Genomic DNA, 26,574 nt, shown 5'->3' on the forward strand with positions numbered 1-26,574 from the left:
ATCTTCAGGTCAGATGGTCGAAGTCGCCTCGCACCCATCCGATATACCGCGCGGCCGAGCGGCGAATTACGGCGTGTGCGTCGCCGTCTATCACGCCACCGAAGTTGCCGTACAGACGGTCGAACTCCAACTCGAGGGTACGTCGCGCAATCCGTTCGACGACCGCCGCCGAGAGCGGAATTCGATTCGGGTAGCTGCGCAGGAAGGACACGCTGAGGCCGTCTGGGCCCGGAAAGATTCCGTCGCCTGCGAGCAGCACGCCGCGCCCGTGAGCCCCCGCCGACCACAACGCGGCGAGGCTGCCTCGAAAGTGACCACCGATGGTGTGCAGCGTCAGTCCGGGCACGAGTTCGAAGTCGCCGACGAAGCTGCGGATGTTCGCATCCGGTCGCTGCACCCAGTCGCGGTCGGCCTCGGCAACGTAGACGGGGGCATCGTCCAGCAGCCGTGACCACTGCACCTGGGCCCCGTACATGTGCGGATGACTGGCCACGATCGCCACGACCGGCCCGAGCTCACGCACGCGGGCGGCGCCCTCCTCGTCGACGAAACCGGTCGGATCCCAGAGCAGGTTGCCGGCATCCGTTTGCACGAGCAGGGACTGCTGGCCGATGCCCACCTGTGGTTCGGTGGTGATGGCGTGCAGGCCCGGCTCGACCTCCGCAACCAGAACACGCGTGCCTTCCGCCGTCAGCCTCTCCAGCGAGGTCCACGCCTGCCCCGAGCGCGGCACGTACTGCCGCTCGTCGAGGCAGATCGGGCAGCTTTCGGGAGGGGTCGCGCTCTGGCGCCGTTCAACGCCGCAGGCCACGCAGATCCACACGCTCTGGGTTGTGTTCACGTCACCAGCGTACTGAGCGTGCATCCAGACCCGACACGATAGTTAGTCGGGTGTGACGTTGCAGACGAACTGCCAGAGATGACCGTCAGGGTCTTTGACCGTACCGACATACTGCGTTCTCCCGCTCACGTGGTCGATCACGTGCGGCTCGAACGACTCGCCGCCCGCGGCCTCGGCCGATCGAAGAATCTCGTCTATCTCCTCCCGCGTCTCTATCGCACAGCTCAGAAAGCCGGTGGCGGTGGGCACGGGAAGGCGGGGCTCGGCCCTCGCCTCGCGTGCATACTTCGCAAAGTGCTCGCCCGCCGCCAAAAAGAGGGTCAGCCCGGGCAGTTGAACGGCGACGATTCCGAGCACAATCTGGGCCGACTCGATGCCCAGACCGTTTCGGTAGAACGTGAGCGATCGCTCGACATCCTCGACGGCGAGACTGAGGACTACACCGTTCGACTTCATTCGATTCGCTCCTTCGACGCCGGCTTCGAGTAGGCAGTCATGACAAGACATCCTTGCTGAGAAAGCGCCCGTAGGCCAGGGCGCCGAAGACCACGAGATATCCCGCCTGCAGCAGGGCGTTGTCGCCGAAGGAGCCCCACGAGATCGGCTGGCGCAGCAGGTCGGCGAAGCCGAACCAATAGTGGCTGAACAGCCACGGATGCAGCCAGTCCAGTTGCGGCAGCTCGTCGAGCACCTGGGATGCAACGGCCAGCACGACCGTCGCGGCCATGGCCCCGACGGGCACATCCGTCAGGGTCGAGATGAACAGTCCGATGGCACTGAGGCCCAGCAACGACACCGTGATGTAGCCGGCGATGAGCAGCAGGCGCATGAGGGACTCGCCGACCGGCACCGTGTCGCCGGACAGCAGCGCTACCGGGCCGACGGGAAAGAGGGCGATGCCGATGATCGTGCCCGCAACGACGACCACGAGCGTGGCGGCAAGGCAGAACGTCGTCGCACCCAGGTATTTGACGAGCAGCAGTCGCACTCGGCCGGCGGGAGCTACCAGCAGATAACGCAGCGTGCCATGGCTCGCCTCTCCCGCGATGGTGTCGCCGGCGACAACCCCGATCGTCAGCGGCAGGAACAGCGGAATCGACACCACCAGGGCGGTGACGCCGACGAAGAGCCCGTTGTGGGTGATGTTGTCGAGAAATTGCGGCCCGCGGCCCGAACCGGATCCCGACGAGGTCACCCGCACAGCAACGGCGATGAGAATCGGCACCGCGGCGAGCGCCCCCAGCATCGCCCACGTTCGACGGCGCCGAAAGAGCACGGCGAGTTCGCTACCGAGCAAGGCCCACCCGACCGAGGGCCGGTCGGTGCGCACGGCGGTCTCATTCTGCCCAGTGCCATTCGGCCCAATCTCATTCGGCAATGTCGAACCCCTCGCCGGTCAACGCGACAAAGCGATCCTCGAGACTCGCGTTCTCCACGGTGAATCCGCGAACCCTTACCCCGCCGCGCACGAGTGCCTCGACGATCGATTCGCTTCGCACATCCGAGTCGGGCAGCGCGGCCCGCACGAACACGTCGCCGCCAACGCCCTCGGTCTCGTCCACACCAATGGTCTCAACCACAAGACCGGCGGATGCGAGCACGCGGCGCGCACGAGCGGCATCCGGTGTGCGCAGCACGAGGCGAGCCTGCCCGCCCGCTCGCCGGAGTTCATCGAGGGTTCCCTGCGCCACGAGCCGCCCCGCGCTCATCACCGCCGCGTGAGTGCACATCTGCTCGATCTCGGTGAGCAGATGGCTGGAGACGAACACGGTCGTGCCACCATCGGCAAGCGAACGCACCAGGCTGCGCACCTCCCGCGTGCCCTGCGGATCCAGCCCGTTCGTGGGCTCATCGAGAACGAGCAACTCGCGGGGCGAGAGCAGCGCGTTGGCGATGCCGAGCCGCTGCTTCATGCCCAGCGAATAGGCGTGCACCTTCTTGCCTGCAGCATGCGTGAGGCCGACCCGGGCCAGCGCCTCCTCGGTACGCGCCCGCCGGGTGGAACTCGACGCATGCCGTTCGGCCGAATCCAGTCGGCGCAGGTTAGCGGCGCCGGAGAGAAACGGGTAGAACGCCGGCCCCTCCACGAGGGCGCCGACGCGCGGAAGCACCTCGGCCAGGCGCCGGGGCATCTCGTGGCCGAGCACGCGCACCTGCCCCTCCGAGGCCGCTGCAAGGCCGAGCAGCATGCGAATGGTGGTGGTCTTGCCCGATCCGTTCGGTCCGAGAAAACCGAAGACAGCCCCACGGGGAACCGCAAGGTCGATGCCATCGACAGCCGTATGCCGACCGAACCGCTTGCTCAGGGCGTGTGTCTCGATCGCCAGTTCGGCGGTCGAGGGCGTGTTTGTCACCGATCGGATGCCGCGGCCTGCAGCGCGCTCGCCGGAACGGAGCCGGCGAACACCCGGCCGTCGGAGGCCACAAACACGTTCACGAGTGACGTACTCAGCAGTCGACCGCCTGAGACGGCGCTGCTCGCCTGCGCGAGCAGCGGGGATGTCAGCGCCGATGCCGGAACCGTTCCGGCCGGCAACTCGACGATGGAGGCCCAATCGGAGCCGATGACCTTCGGAGCCGCCGCGTGGTCGGCGGTGTGTCGGAGCGCCCCGAGGCTCTGCGGCAGCGTCTGCTGCTTCACCGTTGTTCCCTTGGGAGCGGTGAAGTCGAAGGTGCTCGCTGCCGGGGCCTGTAGCGAGACATCGGTGAAGGCGATGCTCACGGCGGCGTCTTTCTGTCCCCGTGCGTTCACCTCGACACGCAACGGCATGCCGGTCTTCGCATCCACCGCGATGGACACCGAGCCGACGAGCGTTGCGCTCGTGCGTGGCGTGAGCACCAGGTCGTAGGCGGAACGACCGGCAACGCTGGCGTTATCGCCAAGCGACACCGTCGTGCTTGGCGTGAGTTCGGCCAGCAGTCGATGCGCGAGCTGCGCGGGCGTCTGCACGCCGGCATCCGGGTCGGGAGTGACGGCACCCGGGTGCTTGAACGCTCCACCGGCCGGCAGTCTCAGGTGGGTTGCAGTGGCCTTGCTGGAGTCGTACGCCCACAGCTCTGCGCCGTTGCGCACCAGGTCTCGCTCGGCGAGGGTGTCGATCACCTGTACGCGGGCATTCGTGGGCCCGTCAACGAAGACTCGAGCTGTATGGGAGCCGGTCAGAAATTCCAGGGCAGACGACAGTCCGGCATTCGCGGAAGGCCCGACGCTCGGCAGTGCGGGAAGGCCGAGATTCGAGCTCTGCTCGATTGTGCCGGAGAACGCCGTCACCGAACTCTGGCCCACCAGGGTTAATACCTGTTCCGGCGTCTTCGTGGGCAGGCTCACATCGGTGGCGCCATGAGCCGCAATGACCCCGGCAGCAATCAGCACGGGCACCACCGCGGCGGGCACCCAGCGCAGCAGATTCTTGTTCATACTCTTGGGCCTCCCTTACGGGGCTATCGGTGAGGCTCTCGGTACGAACGACACTACGCTTCGCGCCGGTCATCTGCAGCTTTCCCGGCTGCGAACTCGGTGTGAAGGGCAACCGAACCGCCGCCGGTGGCGCGCACTCACGCTCGGGCGCAAGATCACAGTATGAGCACGCCGTACGATTCCATCCCCACTCCCATGCTCGCCAAGGCCGTGGACGCCGTTCCCGCCGCTGACAGCGTGCCCGGCGGCCTCTGTTACGAACCGAAATGGGACGGCTTTCGAGCGATTGTCTCCTTCGACGGCGAGTCGTGTGAGATCGGCAGCCGCAGCTCCAAGCCGCTCACCCGCTACTTCCCGGAACTCACGGACATCTTCACGCGGCTTCTGCCCAGCGCCTGCATGCTCGACGGCGAGATAGTGGTGCGTGCGGGAGAGCCGGGCCATGAGCGGCTCGACTGGGACGCTCTCTCACAACGCATTCACCCGGCCGCGAACCGCATCCGCACGCTGTCCGATCAGACGCCCGCGATGTTCGTCGCATTCGACCTGCTCGCGCTCGACGATGACGACTTTCTGGAGCTGCCCTTCTCGAAGCGGCGCTCCGCACTCGAAAGGCTGACACAAGGGCTGCCCGCGCCAATCTTCATGAGCCAGAACACCCATGACGTCGAGCTCGCGCGGCGCTGGCTCGTGGATTTCGAGGGTGCCGGTCTGGACGGCGTAGTGGCCAAGCCGCTGGCCGCCGCATACGCGCCGGGCAAACGCCTCATGCTCAAGATCAAGCATCATCGCACAGCAGACGTCGTGCTGCTCGGGTACCGCGTGCACAAGAGCGGCAGCGGTGTCGGTTCCCTTCTGCTGGGCCTGTACGATGCCGAAGGCGTGCTGCGCAACGTGGGCGGGGCATCCGCGTTCAGCGACGCGCGCAGGCTCGAGTTGGTCGACGAGCTCGAGCCGCTGGTGCAACGCGACGAGCGCGGCGAGATCGTGACCGGCGAGACCGAGCGCAGCCGCTTCTCCTCTGGCAAGGATGTCTCCTACGTGCGTTTGCGGCCGACGCAGGTGGCCGAGGTGCGCTACGACCAGATGGAGGGCTCACGCTTTCGGCACACCGTGCAGTTCTTTCGCTGGCGGCCGGATCGTGATGCGCACTCGTGCACCTTCGAGCAGCTCGAGACTCCCGTCGAGTACGACCTCAGCAAGGTACTGCTCTGACTCGTTCTGCGACTTCGGGTCACCGCTCGGCACGGGCACGACTGGGCTGCACGCGCGGCGGCTCCCCCGGCATCTTCGGAAAGTCGGGCGGAAAAGGGAGTTCCCCGAGTCCCGCCTCGCTGTCCCGCTTCCACCAGCCGAGCAGCTGATCGATGGAGCCGGGATGCTCGTGCATGCCAGCCCACGAGTCACCGTGTTTCGCCAGCCGTTCCGGCACCGTGCTTATGGTGAGGTTGCGGGGGTCGATATGCGCCAGCTCGTCCCACTCGATCGGGCAGGAGACGGGCGCGTGGGCGAGTGCCCGGGGGCTGTATGCACCGGCCATCGTGCGGTCGCGATTCGCCTGGTTGAAGTCGACGAAGATTCGCTTGCCACGTTCCTCCTTCCACCACGCGGTGGTGACCGCACGCGGCATCCGCCGTTCGAGTTCGCGCGCGAGGGCAATGACGGCGTGCCGCACGTCGAGAAACTCGTAGGCCGGCTCGATTGGTGCGAAGACATGCAGTCCCCGGTTGCCGGATGTCTTCACGAAGCCGGTCAGACCCGCCTCCTCCATCACGGAACGCAATCCAAGCGCCGCGGCAATCGCGTCGTCGAAGTCGGTGCCGGGCTGCGGGTCCAGGTCGACGCGCAACTGGTCGGGAAAATCCGGCCTGCCGGCGCGGGACGCCCACGGGTGGAAGACCACCGTGTTCATCTGCACCGCCCAGACGGCCGTGGCCGGCTCATCGATAACGAGTTGCGGATGCGTGCGTCCACTCGGGTAGACCACCATCACCGAGCGCGCATAGTGCGGGGCGCCCTTGGGCGGGTTCTTGGAGAAGAAGGTCTCGCTGTCGATGCCGTCGGGAAAGCGCTGCAACGAGATCGGGCGGTCACCGTTGGCGGCGATGAAGGCCTCGCCCACCGCCACCATGTAGTGCGCCAGGTCGAGCTTCGTGATGCCTGCATCCGGCCACAACACGCGCGTCGGGCTGGAGATACGCACCTCGCGCTCTCCATCGGGGCCCTCGACGGTGATGACCTCTGCTTCGCCTGCCATAGCGACACGCTACTCGCGACCAGCCTCCTTCTGCCGACGGTCACTCCACGGGCGAGGCCGGGCCCGGGGCTGTCGGCGAAGCCGTCGTGGCGACCGCCCGCACCTTCGGGTCGTGTTCATCGGCACCGTAGTCGCTCGAGGTAGTGCTGTCATGCCCGTCCTTCACCTTCAGCGCCTTGAAGACGACGGTGAGCACCACCGAGACAATCGCGTTGATGACGAACGCGGTGATGGCGATGTAGATCGGGATGTTGGTGAACGGAATGGCTGCGATCGATCCGCCGAAATGAGCTCCGGTTGCGGGATTGACGACGCCGTACGCCGCCATCGTGCCGTAGAGAATTCCCGCGGCCCAGCCGATCAGCAGCGCCCAGCGGTGGAACCAGCGCGTGTACAGGCCCGCGACGATCGCCGGGAACGTCTGCAGAATCCAGACCCCGCCGAGGAGTTGCATGTTGATGGCCGCGGACTGATCCATCACGAGCACGAACAGCAGCGCGCCGAGTTTCACCAGCAGGGAGACCAGTTTGGAGACCTTGGCCTCCTGCTCCGGCGTCGCATGCGGTTTGAACAGGTCCCGATAGATGTTGCGCGTGAACAGATTGGATGCCGCGATCGACATGATGGCGGCCGGTACGAGAGCGCCCACCGCGATGGCAGCAAGCGCGACGCCGGCGAACCACGACGGAAAGTTGTCGAGGAACAGCTGGGGCACCACGAGCTGCGGGTTGATCTTGCCGTCCAGGCCGAGCGGGATGGTTCCCGCCTTGATCGCGACGTAGCCGAGCAACGCCAGAAACCCGAGCATGAGCGAGTAGATCGGCAGCACGACAGCATTGCGGCGAATCGTGTTGCGACTCTTTGTGGAGAGCACGCCGGTGATCGAATGCGGGTACATGAACAGCGCCATGGCCGATCCGAGAGCGAGCGTCCAGTAGGCGTTGAAGCTCGTCGCCCCGGGAATGACCGAGCCGACGGGCGCTCCGGTGGCGGGATTCGTCGCAGACATCTTCGCCGACGCCGCGTCGAAGATGTGGGCCCATCCACCGAAGTGCGAAGGCAGCCAGATGATCGCAACGATGATGGCAATGTAGATGAGCAGATCCTTCACCACGGCTATCGCGGCGGGAGCGCGCAACCCGGCCGTGTACGTGTACGCGGCGAGCACGACGAAGGCAATGATCAGAGGAAGATCGGCAAGAAACGGGTTGGCGTCGCTGCCGAGCCCGAGTACCGAGAGCACCGCCTTGATGCCAACCAGCTGCAACGCGATGTACGGCATCGTCGCGACGATGCCGGTGACCGCAACCGCCGTGGAGAGTGTCTTGCTTCCGTAGCGGCCTCCGACGAAGTCGGCAGGCGTCACGAAGCCGTGGCGGTGCGACACCGACCAGAGCCGCGCCATGAGCAAAAAGACGATCGGGTACAGCACCACCGTGTACGGCACGGCGAAGAATCCGCTGACCGCGCCGGTGCTGTACATGGCCGCCGGAACGGCGATGAATGTGTATGCCGTGTAAAGGTCACCGCCAAGGAGAAACCAGGTGATCCAGCTGCCGAAGCCGCGGCCGCCGAGGCCCCATTGGTCGAGGGACTTCAGCCCACGTTCCTCGGGCTTGATGCGCCAGCGCACGGCAACGAAACCCATGACGGCCACGATGACAAAGATGATGATGACCACGGCAAGGGCTACACCGTCGACCTTGTGCGTGCCGGTTGTCGCAGCGGCTGTAGCCATCGACGCGAACGGCGCGGCGCTCATTTCTGCCCCTCCGTCTTGCCGTGGCGCGCGTGTGAGGGGTTGCTCGGGTCGCTGCGCACGGCGTCACGTCGGCGGCGATCCTCCTTTGTGATGATCACGTAACAGATCCACAACAGCACCGCATCGATGAGCACCCAGAGCATCTGATACCAGTAGAAGAACGGCATTCCGAAAAGCGCCGGCTCCGCACGGGCATAGATGGGAACTATCAGCGGCAGGGCTATCGCAATAACGATAAGAATGCCCGATATGACATACGGACCGCGTCTCGCTGGCCCACGTGTGGGAATCTCTGGTGTCGACATTGACGCTCCTCATGAACCCCGGCTCTGCGGCCATTCCGCGGGAGTGTCTGATCGGCGGTGGCGCGTGCCTCACGCCGACATCAACAGGAGTCCGATCAGGAGAGTACTCCCGTGAGGAGTTTTGGCAAAGAGGACTCACCCTCCCGCTTCTGGCCCGTGCTCGGGGAATCAGCGCTCACGGAATCAGGGCGAGCTTGCCTCCGGCGTGCCCTGACTTCAGCAGCGTGAGCGCCGTGATGGCCTCGTCGAGCGGAAAGGTTCCGGCAACGGGGACCTTCAGACGGCCCTCCGCGGCCAGTCGGATGAGCTGTGACCGGATGCCGTCCCGGTACGCCGCGCTTGCCGGAATCCGACCACCGATCGCCGTGAATCCATCCCGCTCTGCGCGGGCCGAATTCGCAATGGTGACGATGCGGCTGCGATCGGCCACGAGCGCCAGCGAGACATCGATCGCCTCGTCGGTGCCGATACAGTCGAGCGCCGCGACGGGGCTGGCCGAGAACTCGTCGCGAAGGCGCTCGAGCAGATCGTTGCCATAGGCAATCGGCTCAGCCCCAAACGAGCGCAGTGTCTCGAAGTTCTTCGGACTCGCGGTGCCGATGACCCGTGCGCCGATGATTCTTGCCTGCTGAAGCACGCTGACGCCCACCGCGCCGGATGCGCCGTGTACGAGAATCGTCTCGCCCGCCGCGACGGACGTGACATGCAGCATCTCGGCAGCGGTCGAACCGGCCAGCAGCAGATTCGCGGCCTGCGAAAAGTCGAGGGCGTCGGGCTTCGCAAAGACGTCCGCGGCAGGCACGGTCACCTCGGTGGCATAGCCACCGGAGATGCGAAAGGCGAGCACCTCGTCGCCGACGGCGCCGCCGCCCGAGCCGATCTGCGTATCCGGCCCGAGAGCGCTGAGAATGCCGGCGACCTCATACCCGATGGCGATCGCAGCCTGCGGCGTTGACGGGTTTCGGGCACCGGCGAAGTGCTTGTAGTCGGCCGGATTCATTCCGGCCGCCTTCACCCGTATCGTGACCTGACCGGCGCCGGGTGCCGGCACCTCCTTGTCGACCAGTCGCAGCTGTTCCAGGCCTCCGAAGCCCTCGGCAATCCATGTCTTAGCCATGGCTGCAAGTTAACCACTCGGCGCCGTGACACGGTCAGCGGCGGCGTGTGCGCATCGCGCCCCACAGCGCAGTGGCGGCAGCGGCGCCGGCGAAGGCGCCCGCGAGGAGCTTCATGCGCTGTCGAGATGCCATGGCCTGAATGCTGCGGGACTGTGCGCGATCATCGAAGATGCCGTGGCTGCCGAAGTCCTCACTCTCGTCAGCGGGCTCCCACAGGTTCACGGGGGCGGAGGGATCGCGAGGCTGGCTCGTCTGCTGGCCGCCGAAGCCCGTGCGGGCCAAATAGTGGTCGAGCATGCCGGGCACGACGGCGTTGCCGATCATGGACTTCACCGTGCTGCGTCCGACCCACCACTCCCGGCGGCGCGGGTGGAACGCCGCGTACACGACGGCGTGGGCCGCGACCTCCGGTTGGTAGATCGGCGGCACGGGCTGTGCCTGCTTGGGCAGCCTCGACAGCAACCACGAGAACTGCGGCGTGTTGAGGGCGGGCAGTTGCACCATCGTCGTGCGAACACCGCTCGATTCGTGCAGAAGCTCGCAACGCAACGATTCGTTGAACCCCTGGATGGCGTGCTTCGCTCCGCAGTATGCGCTCTGCAAGGGAATGCCCCGATAGGCGAGCGCCGACCCGACCTGCACGATGGTCCCCTCATCGCGCGTCCGCATCCGTTTCAACGCGGCCATCGTGCAGTAGACGAAGCCCAGGTAACTGACCTCGGTCGCGCGCCGGAACTCAGCCGCCGAGATTTCCGAGAACGGGGCGAACGCCGACGAGAAGGCGGCATTGACCCAGATGTCGATGGGTCCGAGTTCCTGTTCGATTCGTTCGACGGCGGCCTCGACGGCATCGGCATCTGCCACATCGACAGACACGGCAAACGGATGTCCGCCGGCGGCACGCACCTCGGCTTCGGCGCCAGCCAGTCCGGCGGCGCCACGCGCGAGCAGGGCCACGCGGGCACGCTCCCGCCCGAACTCGATCGCGGTAGCCCGTCCGACTCCCCCGCTTGCACCCGTCACCGCGACCACGAGCGGCCGCTCTCGCCTCGTCATCATCAGGCCGCGCCGCCCGACGCCGTATCCTCCTGCGTCTCCGGATTGTGATGCTCCTGCTGGGATGGTTCGTTGCTTAGCCCCGCGTCTTCCTGTCCCGTCTCCGGCGCGCCCTCACGGTCGGTTTCGTCGTCGTTCTCGTGGTCTGGATGCTTGTCGCTCATCGTCTCTCTTTCGTCTCGGTCCGACCGTTTCTGGCGGCACCCGCCGCCTGTGTTCCGCACGCTACGCGCGGGGATCGTCAGCGCACAGGGCTTGACAGCGCGCACGGGAATACTAAAGTCGGAGCACTTGAGGGGACGAGGAGCCGCAGCATGCCCAGACTGCATCACAGCGACCCGACCGGTCCCGGCATCCGGCGTCTGGGGACATCGCGGCTGCGCTATCTCGACGCCGACGGCCGAACCGTGACAGACAAGCAGCTGCTTGACCGCATAGCCGCGCTCGTGATTCCCCCGGCGTGGACGGATGTCTGGATCTCCCCGGATGAATTCGGGCACATCCAGGCGCTGGGCACCGATCAAGCCGGCCGGCGCCAGTACATCTATCACGACGCGTGGCGGGCACGGCGGGATCGCGTGAAATTCGATCGCGCCATTCTTCTGGCACAGTCGCTTCCCGCCGCGCGCCGCTCCGTGAGCCGCGACCTGGCCGGTTCCGATTTTGGCCGGTCGCGGGCTTGTGCCGCCGCATTTCGCATCATCGACCGTTCCTCACTGCGCATCGGCAATGAGCAGTATCTGCGCAGTAACGGCAGCCGCGGCCTCACCACTTTGCTGTGCCAGCATGTGACGATCACCGCTGCGGACGCGCTCTTCACCTTTCCGTCGAAAAGCGGGCAGGAGTGGCGATCTGTCGTGACGGATGCCACTCTCGTGCGGTTCCTGGGCGCGATCCAGGCCGCACGCGGGCCGCGCTCACGCCTGCTCTCCTGGCGAGACCCGCGCTGGCACTCGCTGACCACGGCGCTGGTCAACGATGACATCCGTGAACGCACCGGCGGCGAGCTGACAGCCAAAGACTTCCGCACCCTGCGCGGGACCATCGCCGCCGCAACCTCGCTCGCCAGCCGCGACGGCGGCGAGCACGACGCCGACGCCGCCATCACCCGGGCGATCGAGCACACGGCGGATGCGCTGGGCAACACCCGCGCGGTAGCCAAGGCGAGCTACATCGATCCGCGCATCTTCGATCGCTACCGTGCCGGTCAGGTGCTGAACACTCGGCTTTCACCCGAATCTGCCCTGCTGCGCCTGCTGGAGAGCTGAACCAGACACCTCCACGCTTGAACGCAAGGGGCTTGCACGGCCGCGTGCCGCGCGTAGCGTGTCAGTCGTCACGCGCCGAGGGATGAAGGGCCACGACATGTCTCGGCTTCAGTGCGCAACGCGAGGAGGAACGATGTCTGAGCCACAGATCGAACGGGTGGATTCCGGAACAATCGAGGTTGCCGAGCTGGCCGCGCAACTGCGTGTCGACTCCATTCGCGCGGCATCCGGGCCCTCGTCAGGCCATGTCACCTCGAGCCTGTCGGCGGCAGATCTGATGGCTGTTCTGCTCACGCGATACCTCCACTACGACTGGAACGATCCTCGCAACAGGAACAATGACCACCTGATCTTTTCCAAGGGGCACGCCTCTCCTCTGCTGTATTCGATGTTCAAGGCGGCCGGCGTCATCGATGACACCGAGCTGACCAGCACGTATCGACGTTTCGGATCCCGGCTGCAGGGGCATCCAACGCCGCAGCTGCCATGGGTCGACGTCGCCACCGGATCGCTCGGACAGGGCCTGCCGATCGGTGTTGGCATTGCATGGGTCGCGCGGCGCCTGGAGAAGCTTCCGTACCATGTGTGGGTCTTGTGTGGCGACAGCGAGTTAGCCGAGGGCTCGATCTGGGAGGCCCTCGACAAGGCCGGTCTGAACGGCCTGTCGAACCTGACCGTGATCGTCGACGTGAACAGGCTCGGCCAGCGTGGTCCCACCGAACTGGAATGGGATCTGGATGCGTACGGCCGACGGGTCGAGGCGTTCGGGGCACGCGCGATCGCCATCGATGGGCACGACATCGACGCCATCGACTCCGCGCTCGACATGGCGCGCTCCAGCGACGCGCCGACGGTCATCCTCGCCAAGACGGTCAAGGGAAAGGGTGTGCCGGAAATCGAGAACGAGGATGGATGGCATGGCAAGGCATTGCCCCAGGAGATGGCTGAGCATGCGGTCGCTGCGCTTGGTGGGGTGCGAAACGATACGATCTCGCCCCTGCTGCCCGAAGACGCCGAAACAGGCACTACGAGCGCGGAGTTCCGGCCCGTCGATGTGCACGTCGCGATGCCGAGCTACGAACTCGGCGAGAAAGTGGCGACGCGCACCGCGTATGGTGACGCGCTGAAGGCGATCGGCGTTCACGAAGACGTCGTCGTCACCGACGGCGAGGTGAGCAACTCCACCTATGCGAGCACCTTCGCCGCAGAGTACCCGGAGCGCTATTTCGAGATGTACATCGCGGAGCAACAGCTGATAGCCACCGCCGTGGCCATGTCGGTGCGCGGATACCGGCCATTCGCCTCGACGTTCGCGGCGTTCTTCTCGCGCGCCTATGATTTCATTCGGATGGCGGCCGTCTCCGAGGCAAACATTCGGCTGTGCGGCTCGCACGCCGGCGTCGAGATCGGCGAGGACGGCCCCTCGCAGATGGCGCTCGAGGACATCGCCGCGTTGCGCGCCATCGTCGGTTCCACCGTGCTCTACCCCGCGGATGCGACGAGCGCCGCTGCGCTGGTCGGCGAGATGCTCGAACGAAGCGGAATCGTGTATCTGCGCACGACCCGTGGCAAATACCCGGTGCTCTACCCCTCCGGTGAGAGATTCCCGATCGGTGGCAGCAAGACCCTGCGCTCGAGCGACGACGACGCCGTCACCCTGATCGGCGCCGGCGTCACCGTGCACACCTGTCTCGCCGCGGCGGAGCAGCTCGCGACCGACGGAATCTCGGCACGCGTCATCGACCTGTATTCGGTGAAGCCGCTGGATCGGGACACCCTCATCGAAGCGTCGACGGCCACCGGCGGCTTCGTCGTGGTCGAAGACCACCACGTCGAGGGCGGCGTTGGCTCCGCCGTCGTCGAGGCGCTGGCCGACCAGCAGAATCCGCCGCGTGCGATCCTGCTCGGTGTGCAGGGACGGCCCGGCTCCGGCACGGCGATCGAACTCATGGATGCCGCAGGCATCGGCACGGCACGCGTCGTGCAGGCAGCACACAGCCTTGTCGACGACTCGAGGTCGCGCTGAATGAGCCTCCCGATGCTTACCGGGCGACGACCAGGGCCTGTGGGGCTGCCTGTTTCATGCGGGTCTTCAACCACGCAATCTGCACCGCGGTCTCCTTGTCGCACTTCGCGACGACGCCGAGCAGCTCCTCGTCGCGCAGCGCCTGTGCGGCCTGTTTGACCATGGTCCAGGTGCAGTCAACGAAGTTCGCGAGAATGTAGAGATCCTGCAGATCACGCAACAGCCCGATCGGCCCGCTGCGTGTCTCGCCGAGGCCCTCGGCATGAATATTCTCCGGCTCGCTGGCCTGATCATCGTCTTCGCCATAGCGGTCGACAACCGGTGCGAGAGCGTGCATATGGGCGTCGCACTGTTTGGCCAGAGTCATGCACAAAAAGTACACATCGGGCTCATGGCCGTGGCCTTCGGCGACCTGCCAATACGATTCAGCCATCGTCTGCTCCGCCTTGTGCAGCAATCCCAAATACGACGACAGCTTCATGATGGCTCAGCCCCCACCACACTCGCATCGACAGTCGTGGCGCCCCGCTCAAATCGTTCGCTGCTGGCCGCCTCGGGCCCGCCCGTCGTCGTCGGAACCGCGTCGCCAAGAGGCCCCGCGGGCCGCGATGCCGCCGTGGTCGGCGCGGGCGCTGGCCCTGTTCCCGCCTGCACGCGCTCGACCCGCACAGCACCGTTCTTGAACGACGGCTGCTTGGAGACCGCATCCCACTCCGTCATCGTCAACTCGTTCGCCGCACTCGGCCGCTCGCCGGGGGAAGACGCATCCGAGTCCCAGTACCCATAGTGAAACGGGGCGAACACCGTTCCCTCCCGTATGTCGCCAACGCGAGCCGGCACGACGATCTCGCCGCGACGTGAGGTCACTCGCACGATGTCCCCCTCGGCGATACCCATCCGGTGTGCGTCAGCGACCGAGAGTTCGGCCCACGCCGATGGTGCCGCTCGGTTCAGAGGCTTGGCACGCGCCGTCTTGGTTCGTGTGTGAAAGTGATAGACGGTTCGGCCGGTCGTATAGCGCAGCGGATACTCCTCGTCGGGTTCCTCGTGGCTCGGCGTGAACGGCGCCGTCTTGAAGATCGCCCGCCCGGCCGGGTTCATTTCGCGATATGCCTGCTCCCCCACCGTCGCTCCGGTCAGAAGGTCATGGCCGTATGTCTCGCAGTAGTCGGGATCGGTCGAAAACGTGTTGTCGACATAAAGCCTCTCCGTACCATCCGGATGCTCGTCGGTACCCGGCCACTGAATGCCGCTGCCACCACGCAAGCTGTCGTAGTCGATGCGGGAGTAGTCGCACGGTCGTCCGCGTGAACAATCCTGCCAGGCACGGTACGCATCCTCGGGTCCGCTCCAGTCGAGAAGCGGCTCGCCGTCGCGGTTTCGGAAATCCATGCGACGGGCATAGTCGAGAAAGATGTCCAGGTCGCTGCGCGCCTCACCCGGAGGCTCGACAGCTTTGTCGGAGAAATGCACCGTGCGATCCACATTGGTGAAGGTTCCCGTCTTTTCCCCCCAGCCCGCCGCCGGCAGCACGACATCGGCGAGCCGTGCCGTCTCAGTGAGGTACAGATCCTGAACGACGACGAAAAGCTCGGGTTTGGCCAGAATGTTGCGGATGCGCGAGAGCTGCGGCATCGATACCGCCGGATTCGTGGCCGAGATCCACAGGAACTCGATGGAGCCCTGTTCGGCGTAGCGAAAGATTTGTAACGCGTGCGTGGGCGGTGACCAGTGAGGGATCACCGCAGGGTCGATTTTCCACAATTCCGCGAGCTCGTTCACGTGAGTGGCATTCTCCCAGTTGCGAAAACCGGGCAGGTCACCGTCTGCACCACACTCGCGATTGTTCTGCGCCGTCGGCTGCCCGTTCATCTGCAGGATGCCGCTGCCCGGCTTGCCGATCAGCCCGCGCAGCAGGTGGAGATTGTTGACCTGGCACGACGAGGCCGTCGCCTGGGACGACTGGTAGAAGCCCTGCAGGACAGTGGAGAGAACGCGCTTCGATGTGCCGAAAATCTCGGCCGCCCGGCGCACGTCATCCGGGTCGACACCACAGGTCTCGGCAACGGCCTCCGGGGTCCACTGCTCGGCCGCCGCGCGCAACTCGTCGACACCCAGTGTGTGCTGCAGAATGTAGGAATCATCGATCCAGTCGTGCTCGAACTGCTCGCGGATCAGCCCGTACATGAGCGCGAGGTTCGTTCCCGGTTTTACCGCGAGGTGCACGTCGGCATTGCGCGCCACCTCCGTCTTCCGGGGGTCGACACAGACGATCGCCGGGCGGTCTGGGCCGGCCAGGCGATCCAGAATCCGCGTCCACAGCACCGTCTGCGTCTCCGCCATGTTGTGACCGTAGAGGAAGAGCGCGTCGCACTCATCGATGTCGTCATAACTGCCGGGCTGACCGTCGGCCCCGAAGCTCTGCTTGAGTGCCATCGCAGCCGTCGCGGTGCATAACCGCGTGTTGCCATCCATGTGCGGAGTGCCGATGCCCGCCTTGCCGAGCACGGCGAGCGCGTAGTACTCCTCGATGAACAGCTGTCCGCTCGTGTAGAAACCATGTGAGAGCGGGCCACGCTCGCTCAACAGAGAGCGGCTCTTCGAGGCGATCAGCTCCATCGCCGTCTCCCAGTCGGTCTCGACGAGTTCACCGTCGCGACGGATGAGCGGCTTGGTCAGCCGGTCGGCGTTGTCCATGCCCTGCCAGCTCGCGAACAGGCCCTTCGGCCCAAGGCGCCCGTGATTGACACGGTCGACGGCGCGGCCCCGGATGCCGACCATGCGGCCATCTTTGACAGCAATGTCACAGCCGCAGCCGTTGCTGCAGAGCACGCAGGCGGATTGCACCCATCGGTCCACCTCGTTCTCGCCGACTCCGTCGGCGAGGGCCTGATCCACTCTTATCGGCCAGGAATCGCCGCGGGCGAAGGGGGTGCGGCTCCCCCAGATCTGCGCTATCCGATCGGGCATACCTTCACCACTTCCTCATCGAGAAAATACGTCAACTCCGTCGGGCGAAGTGCTCTGTCACCTCATCGAGTGAACGAAAGGTCAGCTTGGCGATGCCGTGCCCAGCTCCAAGCTGCAGCACCTCGTAGATTCGTTCGTCGGTCTTTTCCACGAAACCAAGAACGCTGCCAGCGTCGCCCACGGGGATGCGTGAATCGCTCACTCGCCACTCCGTGTCGGAGATCTTCCGCAGTTCGATCGATCGGGTTAATCCCTGGAATCGTGGTTGCGGTGATTCCACCTGAATAGACATGGTCGGCCTTTCCGCTTGCGTGCCTGCATGGAGCAAACTCAATACGTCTGGTCTACGCAGGGGCCCGCGAGCGAGCAAGGGATTGCCGCAGGCACGACGCTGTGCTAGCGCCGACAGATCACGGCTTCATGCTGTTGTCCAGGGAGTGGCCGTCGTCGCCGTCGGGCTCCGGCTCGTCCGTGAGCTGCATGCCATGCTGTCCCTCGGCACTGTTCACCAGAATCGCGAGCCATCCGCGATTTATTTCCTGCTTGTCTGTAGTCGTGTAGCTGAAGGCCAGGGGAATCGACGGCTCCACCCAAATGCTGCTGCGGCCGTCGCCGACCTGCACGGTGTCCCTCCAGTTCAGAAAGAAGCTCTCGCCGCGGCGCAATTTGGCGCCCATTGCGAGTTGAAGGTGCGCCAGCACACGGTCGTCGAATTCGACTTCGATACCGGTGGCGCTGTAGTGCAGAACACCCATCGCGCTCAGTCCTCCCTCTCGGGTCGCTGAGGTGTCGAAAGCATCGTGTTTGCGTGATCGCACATAGTGCTCAGGGTCGTCCCAATCACCGTGGCGCGCAAGGGACGCCTCGGCGCGCATGGGTTCTGGCGCCCGGCACGGTGTGGCGGCACGACAGCGAACGATGTCTACTGAGTGCATGAGAGCTATCTGGAAGGGTGCCATCGCGTTCGGTCTTGTGAACGTTCCGGTGAAGGTCTACGCGGCGACGGAGGATCACGATATCGCCCTCCATCAGGTGCATGACAAAGATGGTGGTCGCATCCGATACCAGAGACGGTGCGAGGTCTGTGGGCGTATCGTGCCCTGGGAGCACACAGACAAGGCGTATGAGGCCGGGGACAAGACTGTCGTGCTGACAGACGACGAACTCAAGTCGCTGCCCGAGGAGCGCAGCCGCGAGATCGAGGTCGTTGAGTTCGTGCCCAGTGAGCAGATCGACCCCATCATGTTCGACCGCAGCTACTTTCTTGAACCTGACTCGAAGTCGATCAAGGCCTACACGCTGCTACGCCGAACGCTCGAAGAGACCGAGCGCACGGCCATCGTGCACTTCGCGCTGCGCCAGAAAACCCGCCTCGGCGCGCTGCGCGTACGCGGCGACGTGCTCATGCTGCAGTCGCTGCTCTGGGATGACGAAGTGCGCGAGGCGGAGTTTACTGCGCTCGATGAATCAGTACGCATCAGCGCGAAAGAGCGGGAGATGTCGGCGGCACTCGTCGAGTCATTCGCCGACGACTTCTCGCCGGAGAAGTTCAGCGACGAGTATCAGGAGGAGTTGACCAAGCTCATTGACGCCAAGCTGAAACAGGGCGAATCGCTCGACACGGATGCGACCTTCGGCGAGAACTCCGACGACGACAACGGCGGCGGTGAGGTTCTCGATCTGATGGAGGCGCTGAAACGCAGCGTCGACAAGAATCGCACCTCGCGGAGCAGTTCCCGTGCTCCTGCGAAGAAGGCCACGAGTCGAACGAAGACTGCCTCTGGTGCCACCAAGAAGAAGCCGACCAAAGCCAGCTAGCCGTACTTCTCACCAATGACTGGCCCGCGTAGCATGTCGGTCCGCTCTCAGCTACCCCCTTCCCCGACCTCAACAATCCGCATACCGTGCGGGTGAAGGCTGAAGCCCAGGCACATGCGCATCGGCCAGACGGGAGCAGGAACGATGAAACGCATCCACTATGTTGGCGAGGAATTTCTTACGGGTGACCGCATCGCCGAGGCGGTCATGGATTATGCGACGGCTCTCGCGCGCCGCACCCGGGCGGATAGATTCGACATTCCCGTGATGTCCAAGGGGCGGGTGGGGCGCATAGAGATGGTTGTGGGGCCGGCAAGCCAGATTATGGCCGAACCGGTCGAGCAGGCGCAGGAAGAACCGGTGGACGAGGAACTCGTCCGTGAACTCGAGCGGCGCACAGCGGGGCTTCTCGGCCCTCGGGCCGTCCCCGTGCCCGACGGCGCAGCCTCGGCCGCTGACGGCATCGACTTCCCGGATGACCTCGTCGACTGATCGGAATGGTGAGGCGGAGTGATGGCGGCATCGAGGTCGGAGAGTGTGACCGTGGGCGGTCGCACACTCAAGCTCACAAATCTAGACAAAGTCTTTTATCCCGAAACGGGAACAACCAAGCGCGATGTGCTCAGCTACTACGCCGCGATCGCCGAGGTTCTGCTGCCGCACACCACAGATCGCCCGGCGACGCGCAAGCGCTGGGTGAATGGTGTCGGCACCGCCGACGACCCCGGCGAGGTCTTCTTTCAGAAGAATGCGGATGATTCGACACCCGACTGGGTTGCTCGAGCATCCATTGTGCACAAGACACACACCAACCAGTATCCGCTGGTGAACGATCTGGCCACCCTGACGTGGCTGGCTCAGATCGCCACGCTCGAGATCCACGTGCCCCAGTGGCGATTCGGTCGCAACGGCCAGCCGAAGAACCCGGATCGCCTCGTTCTCGATCTCGACCCCGGCGATGGTGTCGGGCTCGCCGAGTGCGCGGAGGTTGCACGCTTCGCCAAAGACATTCTCACGGGCATGGGGCTTGATCCGATACCGGTGACGAGTGGCAGCAAAGGCATCCACCTGTACGCGGCGCTGGATGGAACGCAGAACTCCAGCGACGTCTCCTCTGTCGCCCATGAACTGGCTCGCGTTCTCGAAGCGGATCATCCCGACCTCGTCGTCAGCGACATGAAGAAGTCGCTGCGGCGGGGAAAGGTACTGGTCGACTGGAGTCAGAACAATGCCTCGAAGACGACCGTCGCACCCTATTCGCTGCGCGGACGGTTGCGCCCGACGGTCGCAGCCCCACGGACGTGGCGCGAACTGGCCTCAAAAAACCTGCGCCACCTGGAATACCCCGAGGTGCTGCAGCGAGTGAACCGGCGCGGAGACCCTCTGGCCTCACTCGACGCTGGCCGCATTCAGCAACCGGGGGCAGCCAGCGCCCAGAGCGATCGACTGGCGACGTATCGCAGCAAACGCACCACGGGCAAGACGCCAGAGCCGATTCCCGATCGCCACGGCAGCGCATCCGAAGGCCGCTCCTTCGTGATTCAGGAACACCACGCACGCAGGCTGCACCATGACTTCAGGCTCGAGCACGATGGGGTGCTCGTGAGTTGGGCATTACCGAAGGGCCCGCCCACCGACCCCGGCAGCAATCATCTCGCCGTGCAGACCGAAGACCATCCGCTGGAGTACGGCAGCTTCGAGGGCACCATTCCGCAGGGCGAGTACGGGGGTGGAGAGGTGTCCATCTGGGATGCCGGCACATACGAGCTGGAAAAGTGGCGTGACGGCAAGGAGGTCATTGCCACTCTGCACGGCAGGCCGCAGGGCGGTCTCGGCGGCCCCCGCACGTTCGCACTCATCCACACCGGCGGCGAAGGCAAATCCGCGCAGAACTGGCTGATCCATCTCATGAAGGACAGTCCAACGAGGGGCAAGGCTGCGACCTCGAAGCCACGCGCCACCACACGCGCCACCGATGCCGGCGAAGCGAATGCGGGTGCCACGCATCCGCAACGCAAACGGGTTACCGGGGCGAAACGCCGATCTATGCTCGCACCGATGCTGGCAACTCTCGGTGACGTAGGCGACATTGACGACGAGAGCGAGTGGGCCTTCGAGATGAAGTGGGACGGCATCCGGGCCATCACCACCGTATCGAACGGTGCGGTGCGAGTCGTCAGCCGCAACGGCAACGATATGACGGCGAGTTACCCGGAACTCAGGCAGCTGGCCGAGCTGCTCCGCGACGACGACGCCGTTCTCGACGGCGAAATCGTAGCGCTCAACAAGGCGGGACGGCCCGACTTCGGCGTCCTTCAGACGCGGATGAAGCTCACCAAGCCGGCGGATGTCGAACGAGCGATGAAACGCACCGCCGTGCACTACATGGTCTTTGACCTGCTCGAGGTCAATGGAGAGTCGCTCGTCTCGCGCGAATACGACTCACGTCGGCACGCTCTGGAGGCACTGCTGTCGCCGCCGGCATCCGGTGCCATCCAGGTTCCGCCCACGTTCACGAGAGGCCTCGACGATGCCATTGCCAGCAGCCGGGAACTCGGCCTTGAAGGCGTCATGGCGAAGGAGCGGGACGGGCGCTATGCGGCCGGCCTGCGCTCTCACAGCTGGATCAAGATCAAGCATCACCGCACCCAGGAGGTGGTTGTGGGGGGCTGGCGGCCGGGCAACGGGCGCAGGGCCGGCACGGTCGGATCGCTCCTGATCGGTGTGGCTGAGAACCAGAGCTTCCGGTACATCGGCCGGGTCGGCACCGGCTTCAGCGACCGCGATCTCGACGAACTCCGTGGGCTCTTCGCGGCCCGTGCCCGCACAACCCCATCGCTCACCGACGTTCCCGCTGTCGATGCGCGCGACGCGCACTGGGTTCGAGCCGATCTGGTCGGTGAAGTGGAGTTCGCGGAATGGACCTCCACCGGCCGACTGCGACAGCCGCGTTGGCGCGGTTGGCGTACCGACAAAGCGCCGTCAGACGTGCGGCGCGAATAGCCGACAGAGGAGAATGGCTCGTGAAGCATTCCGGTCGGTCTCGACCCGTGATCACCTGAGAGGATCGCACTATGGGATATCTCATTTACGGCGCAGGCGCCGAGTACGAAATCGATGACCGCGTACTGGCTCACCTCAAGATCGCCGTCGTGGCGAAGCTGCGACTGCAGGAGAGCTTCCTGCTGAACTGGAGCCTTTCCCCATCGGATGGCTCGGGACGGGTCAGTCTGTGGCTGTCGCCTTCCATTCCCCTGCAGTTCAGGTTCTCGGGCAGTAAGCCGCCCGAGTTGAACCGCCTCTGGCTTCAGGCCCTGGCCCATTCTTCCCATGGCAGCCGCGGCATGATTCTCATGGCCGAGGCCGAGGCCGAGGCATATCTGGAGGAGGTCGGCGCGCAGTAGGTGCGGTCGAGCCACTCGCGACCGGACTCAGCGAGTCCGTGAGTCGGCCGAGGGTACGTTCTTCTCCGGCGCCGGTTCCGGCAGCAGCACCAGCCCCCGACCGCTGTTCGCGATCTCGTCGAGCAGACGCAACCATTCGGTATTCATCGTGGGCGCGCGACCGCCGGAGTACTTGAACATGAGCGGGATACCGGGACTCAGCCAGACGCTGTTCTTACCGCTGTGCCGGCGATCATTCTGCTCTGCCCACGAGAAGAAGAAACTCTCGCCGCGACGCAGTTTGCTGCCGATCACCACTTGCAGATGCGACAGCGTGCGGTCATCAAAGGAAAGCTCCATTGCGGGTGACCCATAGATCAACGCCCCCATTGCGGCACCACCTTCTTCGTATCGGAACGAGCCATGCTTTGTTGAAGCACGCAAACTCCGTAAGGCCGACGGGAGACCCGCGGCACGGCAACTTCTCGGTTGATTCTATGCATGTCAAGGCCTTGTCGCCCGTCGTGTTGCGCGTTAGTTTCGGCACAAGACAATCGTGAGGAGCAGCGGATGAAGGCGACGAAGAAGCTCGGCGAAGACATGCAGGCCGTTCTTGTGGACATGATCGAACTGCACATACAGGGCAAGCAGGCGCACTGGAACATCGTTGGAGCGAACTTTCGCGACCTGCATCTTCAATTGGACGAGATCGTGGCCGCCGCGCGGCAGTTCTCCGACGAGATGGCCGAGCGGATGCGTGCGCTGCATGTCGCGCCGGACGGACGGTCGGCCACCGTGGCATCGACGACCACCCTGGAACAGTTTCCGGCCGGCGAGGTCGACACGGCCGCCACCGTCGACATGATCACCGAACGGCTGGAAGCGACCGTCGGCACCATGCGCCGCGTGCATGACCGCGTCGACGAGGCCGATCCGACGACGGCAGACCTGCTGCATGCCTTCATCGAACGGCTGGAGCAACTGGCATGGATGGTGAGCGCCGAGAACCGCAAGCCCGGTGGCTCTCGGGCCGTCGGGCCAGCCGCAAAGCACTGATCACGACGGCGACGAAACATGTGCTGACGGCGCGAACACCCGCGGCGCGCATCGGCATCTCCGGCTGGCGATACACGTCGTGGCGGGGCGACTTTTACCCGAAGGGCCTGCGCCAGCGTGACGAGTTGTCATACGCGGCACAGCGCTTCGGCAGCATTGAGTTGAACGGCTCGTTCTATTCGCTGTCGTTTGATGCCGGCGTGCTGGACGCCTTCTGCGCGACACTTCCCCACAGCACTGCAGACGCGTGTGAGTAGGGGCCACGCGCCACACGATGCGATGCGGCTTCAGGAATATGTGCGACGCCGACGCGCCCACCATGGCCACAACGACTGAACCCGGCATACGATCGATCAACGAAAGGTCAGCGATGAACGACTACGCAGTAACGAATCCGGCCACGGGCGAGCGAGTGGCGGAGTATCCGCTCATCACGACGGATGCGCTGGAGGCCGCCATCGCCTCGGCCGCCGGCACCTATCGGGAATGGTCGGCATCGACATCCGTGGATGATCGGGCCGAGCTGCTTCATCGCGTCGCACAGCTGTACGCGGCGCGGCGGGAGGCGCTTGCGGCGATCATCGTGCGCGAGATGGGCAAGCCCATCGAGCAGGCGCTCGGCGAGGTCGACTTCAGCGCAGCCATCTACGAGTACTACGCCGACAACGGTCCCGGATTCCTTGCGGATGAGCCGATCACGTTACTCGACGGTGACGGGTCTGCGTTCGTGCGCACCGGTCCGATCGGTGTGCTTCTCGGCATCATGCCGTGGAACTTTCCGTACTATCAGGTCGCCCGATTCGCGGGGCCTAATCTGCTGCTCGGCAACACCATACTGCTCAAGCACGCGCCCCAGTGCCCGGAGTCGGCTGCCGCGATCGAGTCGATATTCCACGAGGCAGGCTTCCCCTCCGGCGCCTATGTGAACATCTACGCCTCGAACGAGCAGGCCGCCGAGGTGATCGGTGACCGACGCGTTCAGGGTGTTTCACTGACGGGGTCGGAGCGGGCCGGCGCCGCCGTGGCGGAGATCGCGGGACGCAACCTCACAAAGGTGGTTCTCGAACTCGGCGGCTCGGATCCATTCATCCTGCTGTCGACGAACGATCTGGCCGCAACGGTGGATGCCGCGGTGGCTGGACGCCTGGACAACTCCGGCCAGTCGTGCAATGCGGCCAAGCGCTTCATTGTGATCGACGAACTGTATGACGCCTTCCTCGAGGCCTTCACGGCGGCTCTTGGCGCGATCGAGCCTTCCGATCCGCTGTCTGCCGAAACGACACTCGGCCCGTTGTCGTCGGAGGCCGCCTCGGCCCGACTGCAGGATCAGGTGGACCGCGCTGCAGCAGCGGGGGCTCGAGTCCTGCTGGGTGGGCCGCGGCGCGGCGCGCACTTTGCGACGACCGTGCTCGTGGACATCGAACCACAGAACGACGCCTACCGCGAGGAGTTCTTCGGCCCCGTTGCCAGCGTCTACCGGGTTGCCAGCGAGCAGGATGCCGTGGCTCTCGCCAATGACACGCCGTTCGGGCTCGGCTCCTACGTGTTCACCACCGACGCCGAACAGGCTCTGCGTGTCGCCGATCGCCTCGAGGCGGGCATGGTGTTCATCAATGCGGTCGGCGCCGAAGGAGCCGAGCTGCCGTTCGGCGGCGTCAAGCGCTCCGGCTTCGGCCGTGAGCTCGGCCGGTTCGGCATCGGCGAGTTCGCCAACAGGAAGATGATCCGCACCGCTGGCTAGGGTTCGACGACCTTGGCCTGATCCCACGGCACGGCCCACCCGAGCTCATCGAACATGCGCGAGAGCACGATGGCAGTGAAGCCCCAGATGAGCCGACCACCGACCGTGAACGCGGGCGAGCGAACCGTGCGCTCACCAAAGACGTGCGCGGTGCTCGCCCGGTTGCCCGGATCGAGCAGATCCGCCACTGGCACCCGAAACACCTCGACGGTCTCGCGATGGTCGACGGCGGCCACCTGAGAGGGGCGTGTCCACCAGGCCGTCACCGGCGTCACGAGGTGGTTGCTCACGCGCAATGGCATCTCGGGCAGCTCGCCGAGCGGCTCGAGACCGTCAGGCTCCAGCCCCGTCTCTTCGACGGCCTCGCGCAGGGCAGCGGCCGTCGGGCTGGCATCGGATGCCTCAAGCCGGCCCCCGGGGAACGCGATCTGCCCCGGATGGCTTCCGAGCGTTGCGGCGCGGCGCAGCAACAGCACGTCGAGGTCCCGCGCGACGGGCCCTCCCGCCTGCGCCGGTACCGCATCGAGCACACCGAACAGCACGAGCACGGCGGCCCGACGCGCCAGCGCCGCATCCGGCACCATGCGTGCGAGATCAGCGTGCCAGTCGAGGCCGCGCGCGCAGAGCGCCGCAAGCTCGGCCCTGGCATCGGCGAGAGCGAGCGGCGCGGCGGTCATCACCCCAGCCTACGAGAGCGCCGGCGCTCGCCTCATACGTCTCGCCTCATGCCTCCTGCAGGGCCAAGCCATTCAGCGTCGCAACGACCTGGTCGTAGTCGCCTCTGGCCTCGCCGTAGCGCAGGAACTTCACGCGCTCCACCACGATCTCCTTCGCGTCGCTCTGCGTTTCGAAGAGCGAGACCGCCTCGTTGACGAAGTCCTCCAGCGGCATCGCCGCCTCCCTCGTCTCCTGCCCGGGCGTCAGGGCCGTGCGCACCGCCGGCGGTACGAGCTCCACGACCTTCACGCTCGTGTTCGCGAGCTGCAGTCGAATGCTCTCACTGAGCATGTGGATGGCCGCCTTGGTGGCGTTGTAGCTCGGCGTGGCGGAGAGCGGCGTGAAGGCGAGACCGGAGGAAACCGTGACGATAGTGGCATCCGGTCGCGTTTGCAGGTGCTCGATGAAGGCCCCGATCAGCCGGATCGGTCCGAGCAGGTTGGTGGTGATGGTCGTCTCCGCCGTGGCCAGAAAGCCGTCGGGCGAGTGCCAGTCCTCGGCACGCATGATGCCTGCCATGGCGATGAGCACGTTGAGATCCGGATGCGCGCCGAGCACTTGCGCAGACGCACGAGCGATGCTCTCGGCATCCGCCGTGTCGATCAGCACGGTGTCGATGCCCGGGTGCTCCTGCGCGATTTTCTCGAGCAACTCGGTGCGGCGCCCACCGATGATGACGGTGTTCGCCCGCTCGTGAAGCTGCACGGCGAGGGCGAGACCGATGCCGCTGGTCGCGCCGGGAATGAAGATGGTGTTTCCTGTGATGTTCATGTTTTTCAGCGTAGAAGCCGATGTCTAGTGGCGGCAGAGGAGCGGTTATCGGGGGATCCGCGATCCG

The 26,574-nt window shown here is 65.2% G+C and carries 27 protein-coding genes and 1 pseudogene; 10 read left to right on the plus strand and 18 right to left on the minus strand.

Features of this window, described 5'->3' with window-relative positions:
* Nucleotides 1-4 precede the first annotated feature (4 nt).
* Genes ASC63_RS14210 through ASC63_RS14230 form a run of 5 tightly spaced genes read right to left on the minus strand, consistent with a single transcriptional unit; the run spans nucleotide 5 to nucleotide 4,259 of the window.
* On the minus strand, nucleotides 5-841 hold the full coding sequence (locus ASC63_RS14210) for an MBL fold metallo-hydrolase (protein WP_235492344.1): 837 nt from the start codon (nucleotides 839-841) through the stop codon (nucleotides 5-7).
* Between the two features lie 42 nt (nucleotides 842-883).
* On the minus strand, nucleotides 884-1,297 hold the full coding sequence (locus ASC63_RS14215) for a VOC family protein (protein WP_055815772.1): 414 nt from the start codon (nucleotides 1,295-1,297) through the stop codon (nucleotides 884-886).
* Between the two features lie 37 nt (nucleotides 1,298-1,334).
* On the minus strand, nucleotides 1,335-2,171 hold the full coding sequence (locus ASC63_RS14220) for an ABC transporter permease (protein ID WP_268765204.1): 837 nt from the start codon (nucleotides 2,169-2,171) through the stop codon (nucleotides 1,335-1,337).
* A 37-nt stretch (nucleotides 2,172-2,208) separates the two neighbouring features.
* Nucleotides 2,209-3,195: an ABC transporter ATP-binding protein gene (locus ASC63_RS14225; RefSeq protein WP_235492345.1), complete on the minus strand. Its 987-nt coding sequence runs from the start codon at nucleotides 3,193-3,195 to the stop codon at nucleotides 2,209-2,211.
* The gene (locus tag ASC63_RS14230; protein ID WP_200936940.1) at nucleotides 3,192-4,259 is read right to left on the minus strand and encodes a LolA family protein; all 1,068 of its coding nucleotides are present in this window, start codon (nucleotides 4,257-4,259) and stop codon (nucleotides 3,192-3,194) included. Before ASC63_RS14230 ends, ASC63_RS14225 begins: the two co-directional genes overlap by 4 nt.
* 162 nt (nucleotides 4,260-4,421) lie before the next feature.
* On the opposite strand from ASC63_RS14230, the gene ASC63_RS14235 reads away from it, so the two are divergent.
* Entirely contained in the window at nucleotides 4,422-5,474 is a 1,053-nt protein-coding gene (locus tag ASC63_RS14235; protein WP_055815775.1) for an ATP-dependent DNA ligase, read from the plus strand.
* A 19-nt stretch (nucleotides 5,475-5,493) separates the two neighbouring features.
* On the opposite strand, the gene ligD is transcribed toward ASC63_RS14235, so the two are convergent.
* The 6 genes from ligD to ASC63_RS16370 all read right to left on the minus strand — a co-directional run bounded on the left by ligD (nucleotide 5,494) and on the right by ASC63_RS16370 (nucleotide 10,921).
* Complete coding sequence (gene ligD, locus ASC63_RS14240) at nucleotides 5,494-6,516, minus strand: non-homologous end-joining DNA ligase (protein WP_055815778.1); 1,023 nt, start codon at nucleotides 6,514-6,516, stop codon at nucleotides 5,494-5,496.
* Nucleotides 6,517-6,556: 40 nt separating this feature from the next.
* On the minus strand, nucleotides 6,557-8,278 hold the full coding sequence (mctP, locus tag ASC63_RS14245) for a monocarboxylate uptake permease MctP (protein ID WP_055815781.1): 1,722 nt from the start codon (nucleotides 8,276-8,278) through the stop codon (nucleotides 6,557-6,559).
* Nucleotides 8,275-8,583 (minus strand): DUF3311 domain-containing protein, encoded by a 309-nt coding sequence (locus tag ASC63_RS14250; protein ID WP_082487861.1) that lies wholly within the window; start codon nucleotides 8,581-8,583, stop codon nucleotides 8,275-8,277. The genes mctP and ASC63_RS14250 overlap by 4 nt, the downstream gene beginning before the upstream one ends.
* Nucleotides 8,584-8,758: 175 nt before the next feature.
* Nucleotides 8,759-9,700 carry a quinone oxidoreductase family protein gene (locus ASC63_RS14255; RefSeq protein ID WP_055815785.1) on the minus strand — a complete coding sequence of 314 codons (942 nt, stop codon included), beginning with the start codon at nucleotides 9,698-9,700 and terminating at the stop codon, nucleotides 8,759-8,761.
* 34 nt (nucleotides 9,701-9,734) lie between these two features.
* Nucleotides 9,735-10,760 (minus strand): SDR family oxidoreductase, encoded by a 1,026-nt coding sequence (locus ASC63_RS14260; RefSeq protein ID WP_235492346.1) that lies wholly within the window; start codon nucleotides 10,758-10,760, stop codon nucleotides 9,735-9,737.
* Nucleotides 10,760-10,921 carry a hypothetical protein gene (locus ASC63_RS16370; protein WP_157487727.1) on the minus strand — a complete coding sequence of 54 codons (162 nt, stop codon included), beginning with the start codon at nucleotides 10,919-10,921 and terminating at the stop codon, nucleotides 10,760-10,762. Before ASC63_RS16370 ends, ASC63_RS14260 begins: the two co-directional genes overlap by 1 nt.
* Nucleotides 10,922-11,071: 150 nt before the next feature.
* Between ASC63_RS16370 and ASC63_RS14265 the strand changes: the two genes are divergently transcribed.
* Together ASC63_RS14265 and ASC63_RS14270 are read left to right on the plus strand one after the other, a co-directional pair.
* A complete protein-coding gene (locus ASC63_RS14265) occupies nucleotides 11,072-12,025 on the plus strand; it encodes a DNA topoisomerase IB (protein WP_055815787.1) in 954 nt (317 codons plus the stop codon).
* A gap of 133 nt (nucleotides 12,026-12,158) precedes the next feature.
* Nucleotides 12,159-14,051: a transketolase gene (locus ASC63_RS14270; protein WP_055815790.1), complete on the plus strand. Its 1,893-nt coding sequence runs from the start codon at nucleotides 12,159-12,161 to the stop codon at nucleotides 14,049-14,051.
* Between the two features lie 16 nt (nucleotides 14,052-14,067).
* Here the strand turns inward: ASC63_RS14270 and ASC63_RS14275 are convergent, their stop codons facing one another.
* The 4 genes from ASC63_RS14275 to ASC63_RS14290 all read right to left on the minus strand — a co-directional run bounded on the left by ASC63_RS14275 (nucleotide 14,068) and on the right by ASC63_RS14290 (nucleotide 17,776).
* Entirely contained in the window at nucleotides 14,068-14,532 is a 465-nt protein-coding gene (locus ASC63_RS14275; RefSeq protein WP_055815793.1) for a hypothetical protein, read from the minus strand.
* On the minus strand, nucleotides 14,529-17,021 hold the full coding sequence (locus ASC63_RS14280) for a molybdopterin oxidoreductase family protein (protein ID WP_055815797.1): 2,493 nt from the start codon (nucleotides 17,019-17,021) through the stop codon (nucleotides 14,529-14,531). Before ASC63_RS14280 ends, ASC63_RS14275 begins: the two co-directional genes overlap by 4 nt.
* A 31-nt stretch (nucleotides 17,022-17,052) precedes the next feature.
* Entirely contained in the window at nucleotides 17,053-17,223 is a 171-nt protein-coding gene (locus tag ASC63_RS14285; RefSeq protein ID WP_157487728.1) for a hypothetical protein, read from the minus strand.
* A gap of 208 nt (nucleotides 17,224-17,431) precedes the next feature.
* Complete coding sequence (locus ASC63_RS14290) at nucleotides 17,432-17,776, minus strand: DUF7882 family protein (RefSeq protein ID WP_055815802.1); 345 nt, start codon at nucleotides 17,774-17,776, stop codon at nucleotides 17,432-17,434.
* A gap of 178 nt (nucleotides 17,777-17,954) precedes the next feature.
* Here ASC63_RS14290 and ku point away from each other — a divergent pair, with 178 nt between their 5' ends.
* The 4 genes from ku to ASC63_RS14310 all read left to right on the plus strand — a co-directional run bounded on the left by ku (nucleotide 17,955) and on the right by ASC63_RS14310 (nucleotide 22,243).
* Nucleotides 17,955-18,839 (plus strand): non-homologous end joining protein Ku, encoded by an 885-nt coding sequence (ku, locus tag ASC63_RS14295; RefSeq protein ID WP_055815805.1) that lies wholly within the window; start codon nucleotides 17,955-17,957, stop codon nucleotides 18,837-18,839.
* A 144-nt stretch (nucleotides 18,840-18,983) separates the two neighbouring features.
* Nucleotides 18,984-19,331, plus strand: coding sequence for a hypothetical protein (locus ASC63_RS14300; RefSeq protein WP_082487931.1), 348 nt, complete (start codon nucleotides 18,984-18,986; stop codon nucleotides 19,329-19,331).
* Nucleotides 19,332-19,352: 21 nt separating this feature from the next.
* Nucleotides 19,353-21,842: an ATP-dependent DNA ligase gene (locus ASC63_RS14305; protein ID WP_055815813.1), complete on the plus strand. Its 2,490-nt coding sequence runs from the start codon at nucleotides 19,353-19,355 to the stop codon at nucleotides 21,840-21,842.
* 71 nt (nucleotides 21,843-21,913) lie between these two features.
* Nucleotides 21,914-22,243 (plus strand): DUF7882 family protein, encoded by a 330-nt coding sequence (locus ASC63_RS14310; protein WP_055815816.1) that lies wholly within the window; start codon nucleotides 21,914-21,916, stop codon nucleotides 22,241-22,243.
* Between the two features lie 27 nt (nucleotides 22,244-22,270).
* Here the strand turns inward: ASC63_RS14310 and ASC63_RS14315 are convergent, their stop codons facing one another.
* The gene (locus tag ASC63_RS14315; RefSeq protein ID WP_055815819.1) at nucleotides 22,271-22,612 is read right to left on the minus strand and encodes a DUF7882 family protein; all 342 of its coding nucleotides are present in this window, start codon (nucleotides 22,610-22,612) and stop codon (nucleotides 22,271-22,273) included.
* A 180-nt stretch (nucleotides 22,613-22,792) separates the two neighbouring features.
* Between ASC63_RS14315 and ASC63_RS14320 the strand changes: the two genes are divergently transcribed.
* The 3 genes and pseudogenes from ASC63_RS14320 (at nucleotide 22,793) to ASC63_RS14330 (ending at nucleotide 25,019) form a co-directional block, all read left to right on the plus strand.
* Entirely contained in the window at nucleotides 22,793-23,278 is a 486-nt protein-coding gene (locus ASC63_RS14320; protein ID WP_055815822.1) for a Dps family protein, read from the plus strand.
* A gap of 23 nt (nucleotides 23,279-23,301) precedes the next feature.
* Nucleotides 23,302-23,463, plus strand: a pseudogene (locus ASC63_RS16705) (DUF72 domain-containing protein); the annotation flags it as partial.
* 185 nt (nucleotides 23,464-23,648) lie between these two features.
* Entirely contained in the window at nucleotides 23,649-25,019 is a 1,371-nt protein-coding gene (locus tag ASC63_RS14330) for an NAD-dependent succinate-semialdehyde dehydrogenase (RefSeq protein WP_055815828.1), read from the plus strand.
* Here the strand turns inward: ASC63_RS14330 and ASC63_RS14335 are convergent.
* Together ASC63_RS14335 and ASC63_RS14340 are read right to left on the minus strand one after the other, a co-directional pair.
* Entirely contained in the window at nucleotides 25,016-25,696 is a 681-nt protein-coding gene (locus tag ASC63_RS14335; protein WP_157487729.1) for an NUDIX hydrolase, read from the minus strand. The genes ASC63_RS14330 and ASC63_RS14335 overlap by 4 nt on opposite strands.
* Nucleotides 25,697-25,742: 46 nt before the next feature.
* Complete coding sequence (locus tag ASC63_RS14340) at nucleotides 25,743-26,507, minus strand: SDR family oxidoreductase (protein ID WP_055815834.1); 765 nt, start codon at nucleotides 26,505-26,507, stop codon at nucleotides 25,743-25,745.
* Between the last annotated feature and the right edge of the window lie 67 nt (nucleotides 26,508-26,574).

Origin of the sequence: Leifsonia sp. Root112D2, assembly GCF_001424905.1 — a bacterium.
Lineage (GTDB): Bacteria > Actinomycetota > Actinomycetes > Actinomycetales > Microbacteriaceae > Root112D2.

Coding starts and splice junctions, on each gene's coding strand:
- ASC63_RS14300 (WP_082487931.1), top strand. CDS start 18,984: ATGAAACGCATCCACTATGTTGGCGAGGAATTTCTTACGGGTGACCGC.
- ASC63_RS14260 (WP_235492346.1), bottom strand. CDS start 10,760: ATGATGACGAGGCGAGAGCGGCCGCTCGTGGTCGCGGTGACGGGTGCA.
- ASC63_RS14250 (WP_082487861.1), bottom strand. CDS start 8,583: ATGTCGACACCAGAGATTCCCACACGTGGGCCAGCGAGACGCGGTCCG.
- ASC63_RS14335 (WP_157487729.1), bottom strand. CDS start 25,696: ATGACCGCCGCGCCGCTCGCTCTCGCCGATGCCAGGGCCGAGCTTGCG.
- ligD (WP_055815778.1), bottom strand. CDS start 6,516: ATGGCAGGCGAAGCAGAGGTCATCACCGTCGAGGGCCCCGATGGAGAG.
- ASC63_RS14270 (WP_055815790.1), top strand. CDS start 12,159: ATGTCTGAGCCACAGATCGAACGGGTGGATTCCGGAACAATCGAGGTT.
- ASC63_RS14265 (WP_055815787.1), top strand. CDS start 11,072: ATGCCCAGACTGCATCACAGCGACCCGACCGGTCCCGGCATCCGGCGT.
- mctP (WP_055815781.1), bottom strand. CDS start 8,278: ATGAGCGCCGCGCCGTTCGCGTCGATGGCTACAGCCGCTGCGACAACC.
- ASC63_RS14235 (WP_055815775.1), top strand. CDS start 4,422: ATGAGCACGCCGTACGATTCCATCCCCACTCCCATGCTCGCCAAGGCC.
- ku (WP_055815805.1), top strand. CDS start 17,955: ATGAGAGCTATCTGGAAGGGTGCCATCGCGTTCGGTCTTGTGAACGTT.
- ASC63_RS14215 (WP_055815772.1), bottom strand. CDS start 1,297: ATGAAGTCGAACGGTGTAGTCCTCAGTCTCGCCGTCGAGGATGTCGAG.
- ASC63_RS14275 (WP_055815793.1), bottom strand. CDS start 14,532: ATGAAGCTGTCGTCGTATTTGGGATTGCTGCACAAGGCGGAGCAGACG.
- ASC63_RS14305 (WP_055815813.1), top strand. CDS start 19,353: ATGGCGGCATCGAGGTCGGAGAGTGTGACCGTGGGCGGTCGCACACTC.
- ASC63_RS16370 (WP_157487727.1), bottom strand. CDS start 10,921: ATGAGCGACAAGCATCCAGACCACGAGAACGACGACGAAACCGACCGT.
- ASC63_RS14340 (WP_055815834.1), bottom strand. CDS start 26,507: ATGAACATCACAGGAAACACCATCTTCATTCCCGGCGCGACCAGCGGC.
- ASC63_RS14230 (WP_200936940.1), bottom strand. CDS start 4,259: ATGAACAAGAATCTGCTGCGCTGGGTGCCCGCCGCGGTGGTGCCCGTG.
- ASC63_RS14290 (WP_055815802.1), bottom strand. CDS start 17,776: ATGGGTGTTCTGCACTACAGCGCCACCGGTATCGAAGTCGAATTCGAC.
- ASC63_RS14315 (WP_055815819.1), bottom strand. CDS start 22,612: ATGGGGGCGTTGATCTATGGGTCACCCGCAATGGAGCTTTCCTTTGAT.
- ASC63_RS14280 (WP_055815797.1), bottom strand. CDS start 17,021: ATGCCCGATCGGATAGCGCAGATCTGGGGGAGCCGCACCCCCTTCGCC.
- ASC63_RS14320 (WP_055815822.1), top strand. CDS start 22,793: ATGAAGGCGACGAAGAAGCTCGGCGAAGACATGCAGGCCGTTCTTGTG.
- ASC63_RS14330 (WP_055815828.1), top strand. CDS start 23,649: ATGAACGACTACGCAGTAACGAATCCGGCCACGGGCGAGCGAGTGGCG.
- ASC63_RS14255 (WP_055815785.1), bottom strand. CDS start 9,700: ATGGCTAAGACATGGATTGCCGAGGGCTTCGGAGGCCTGGAACAGCTG.
- ASC63_RS14310 (WP_055815816.1), top strand. CDS start 21,914: ATGGGATATCTCATTTACGGCGCAGGCGCCGAGTACGAAATCGATGAC.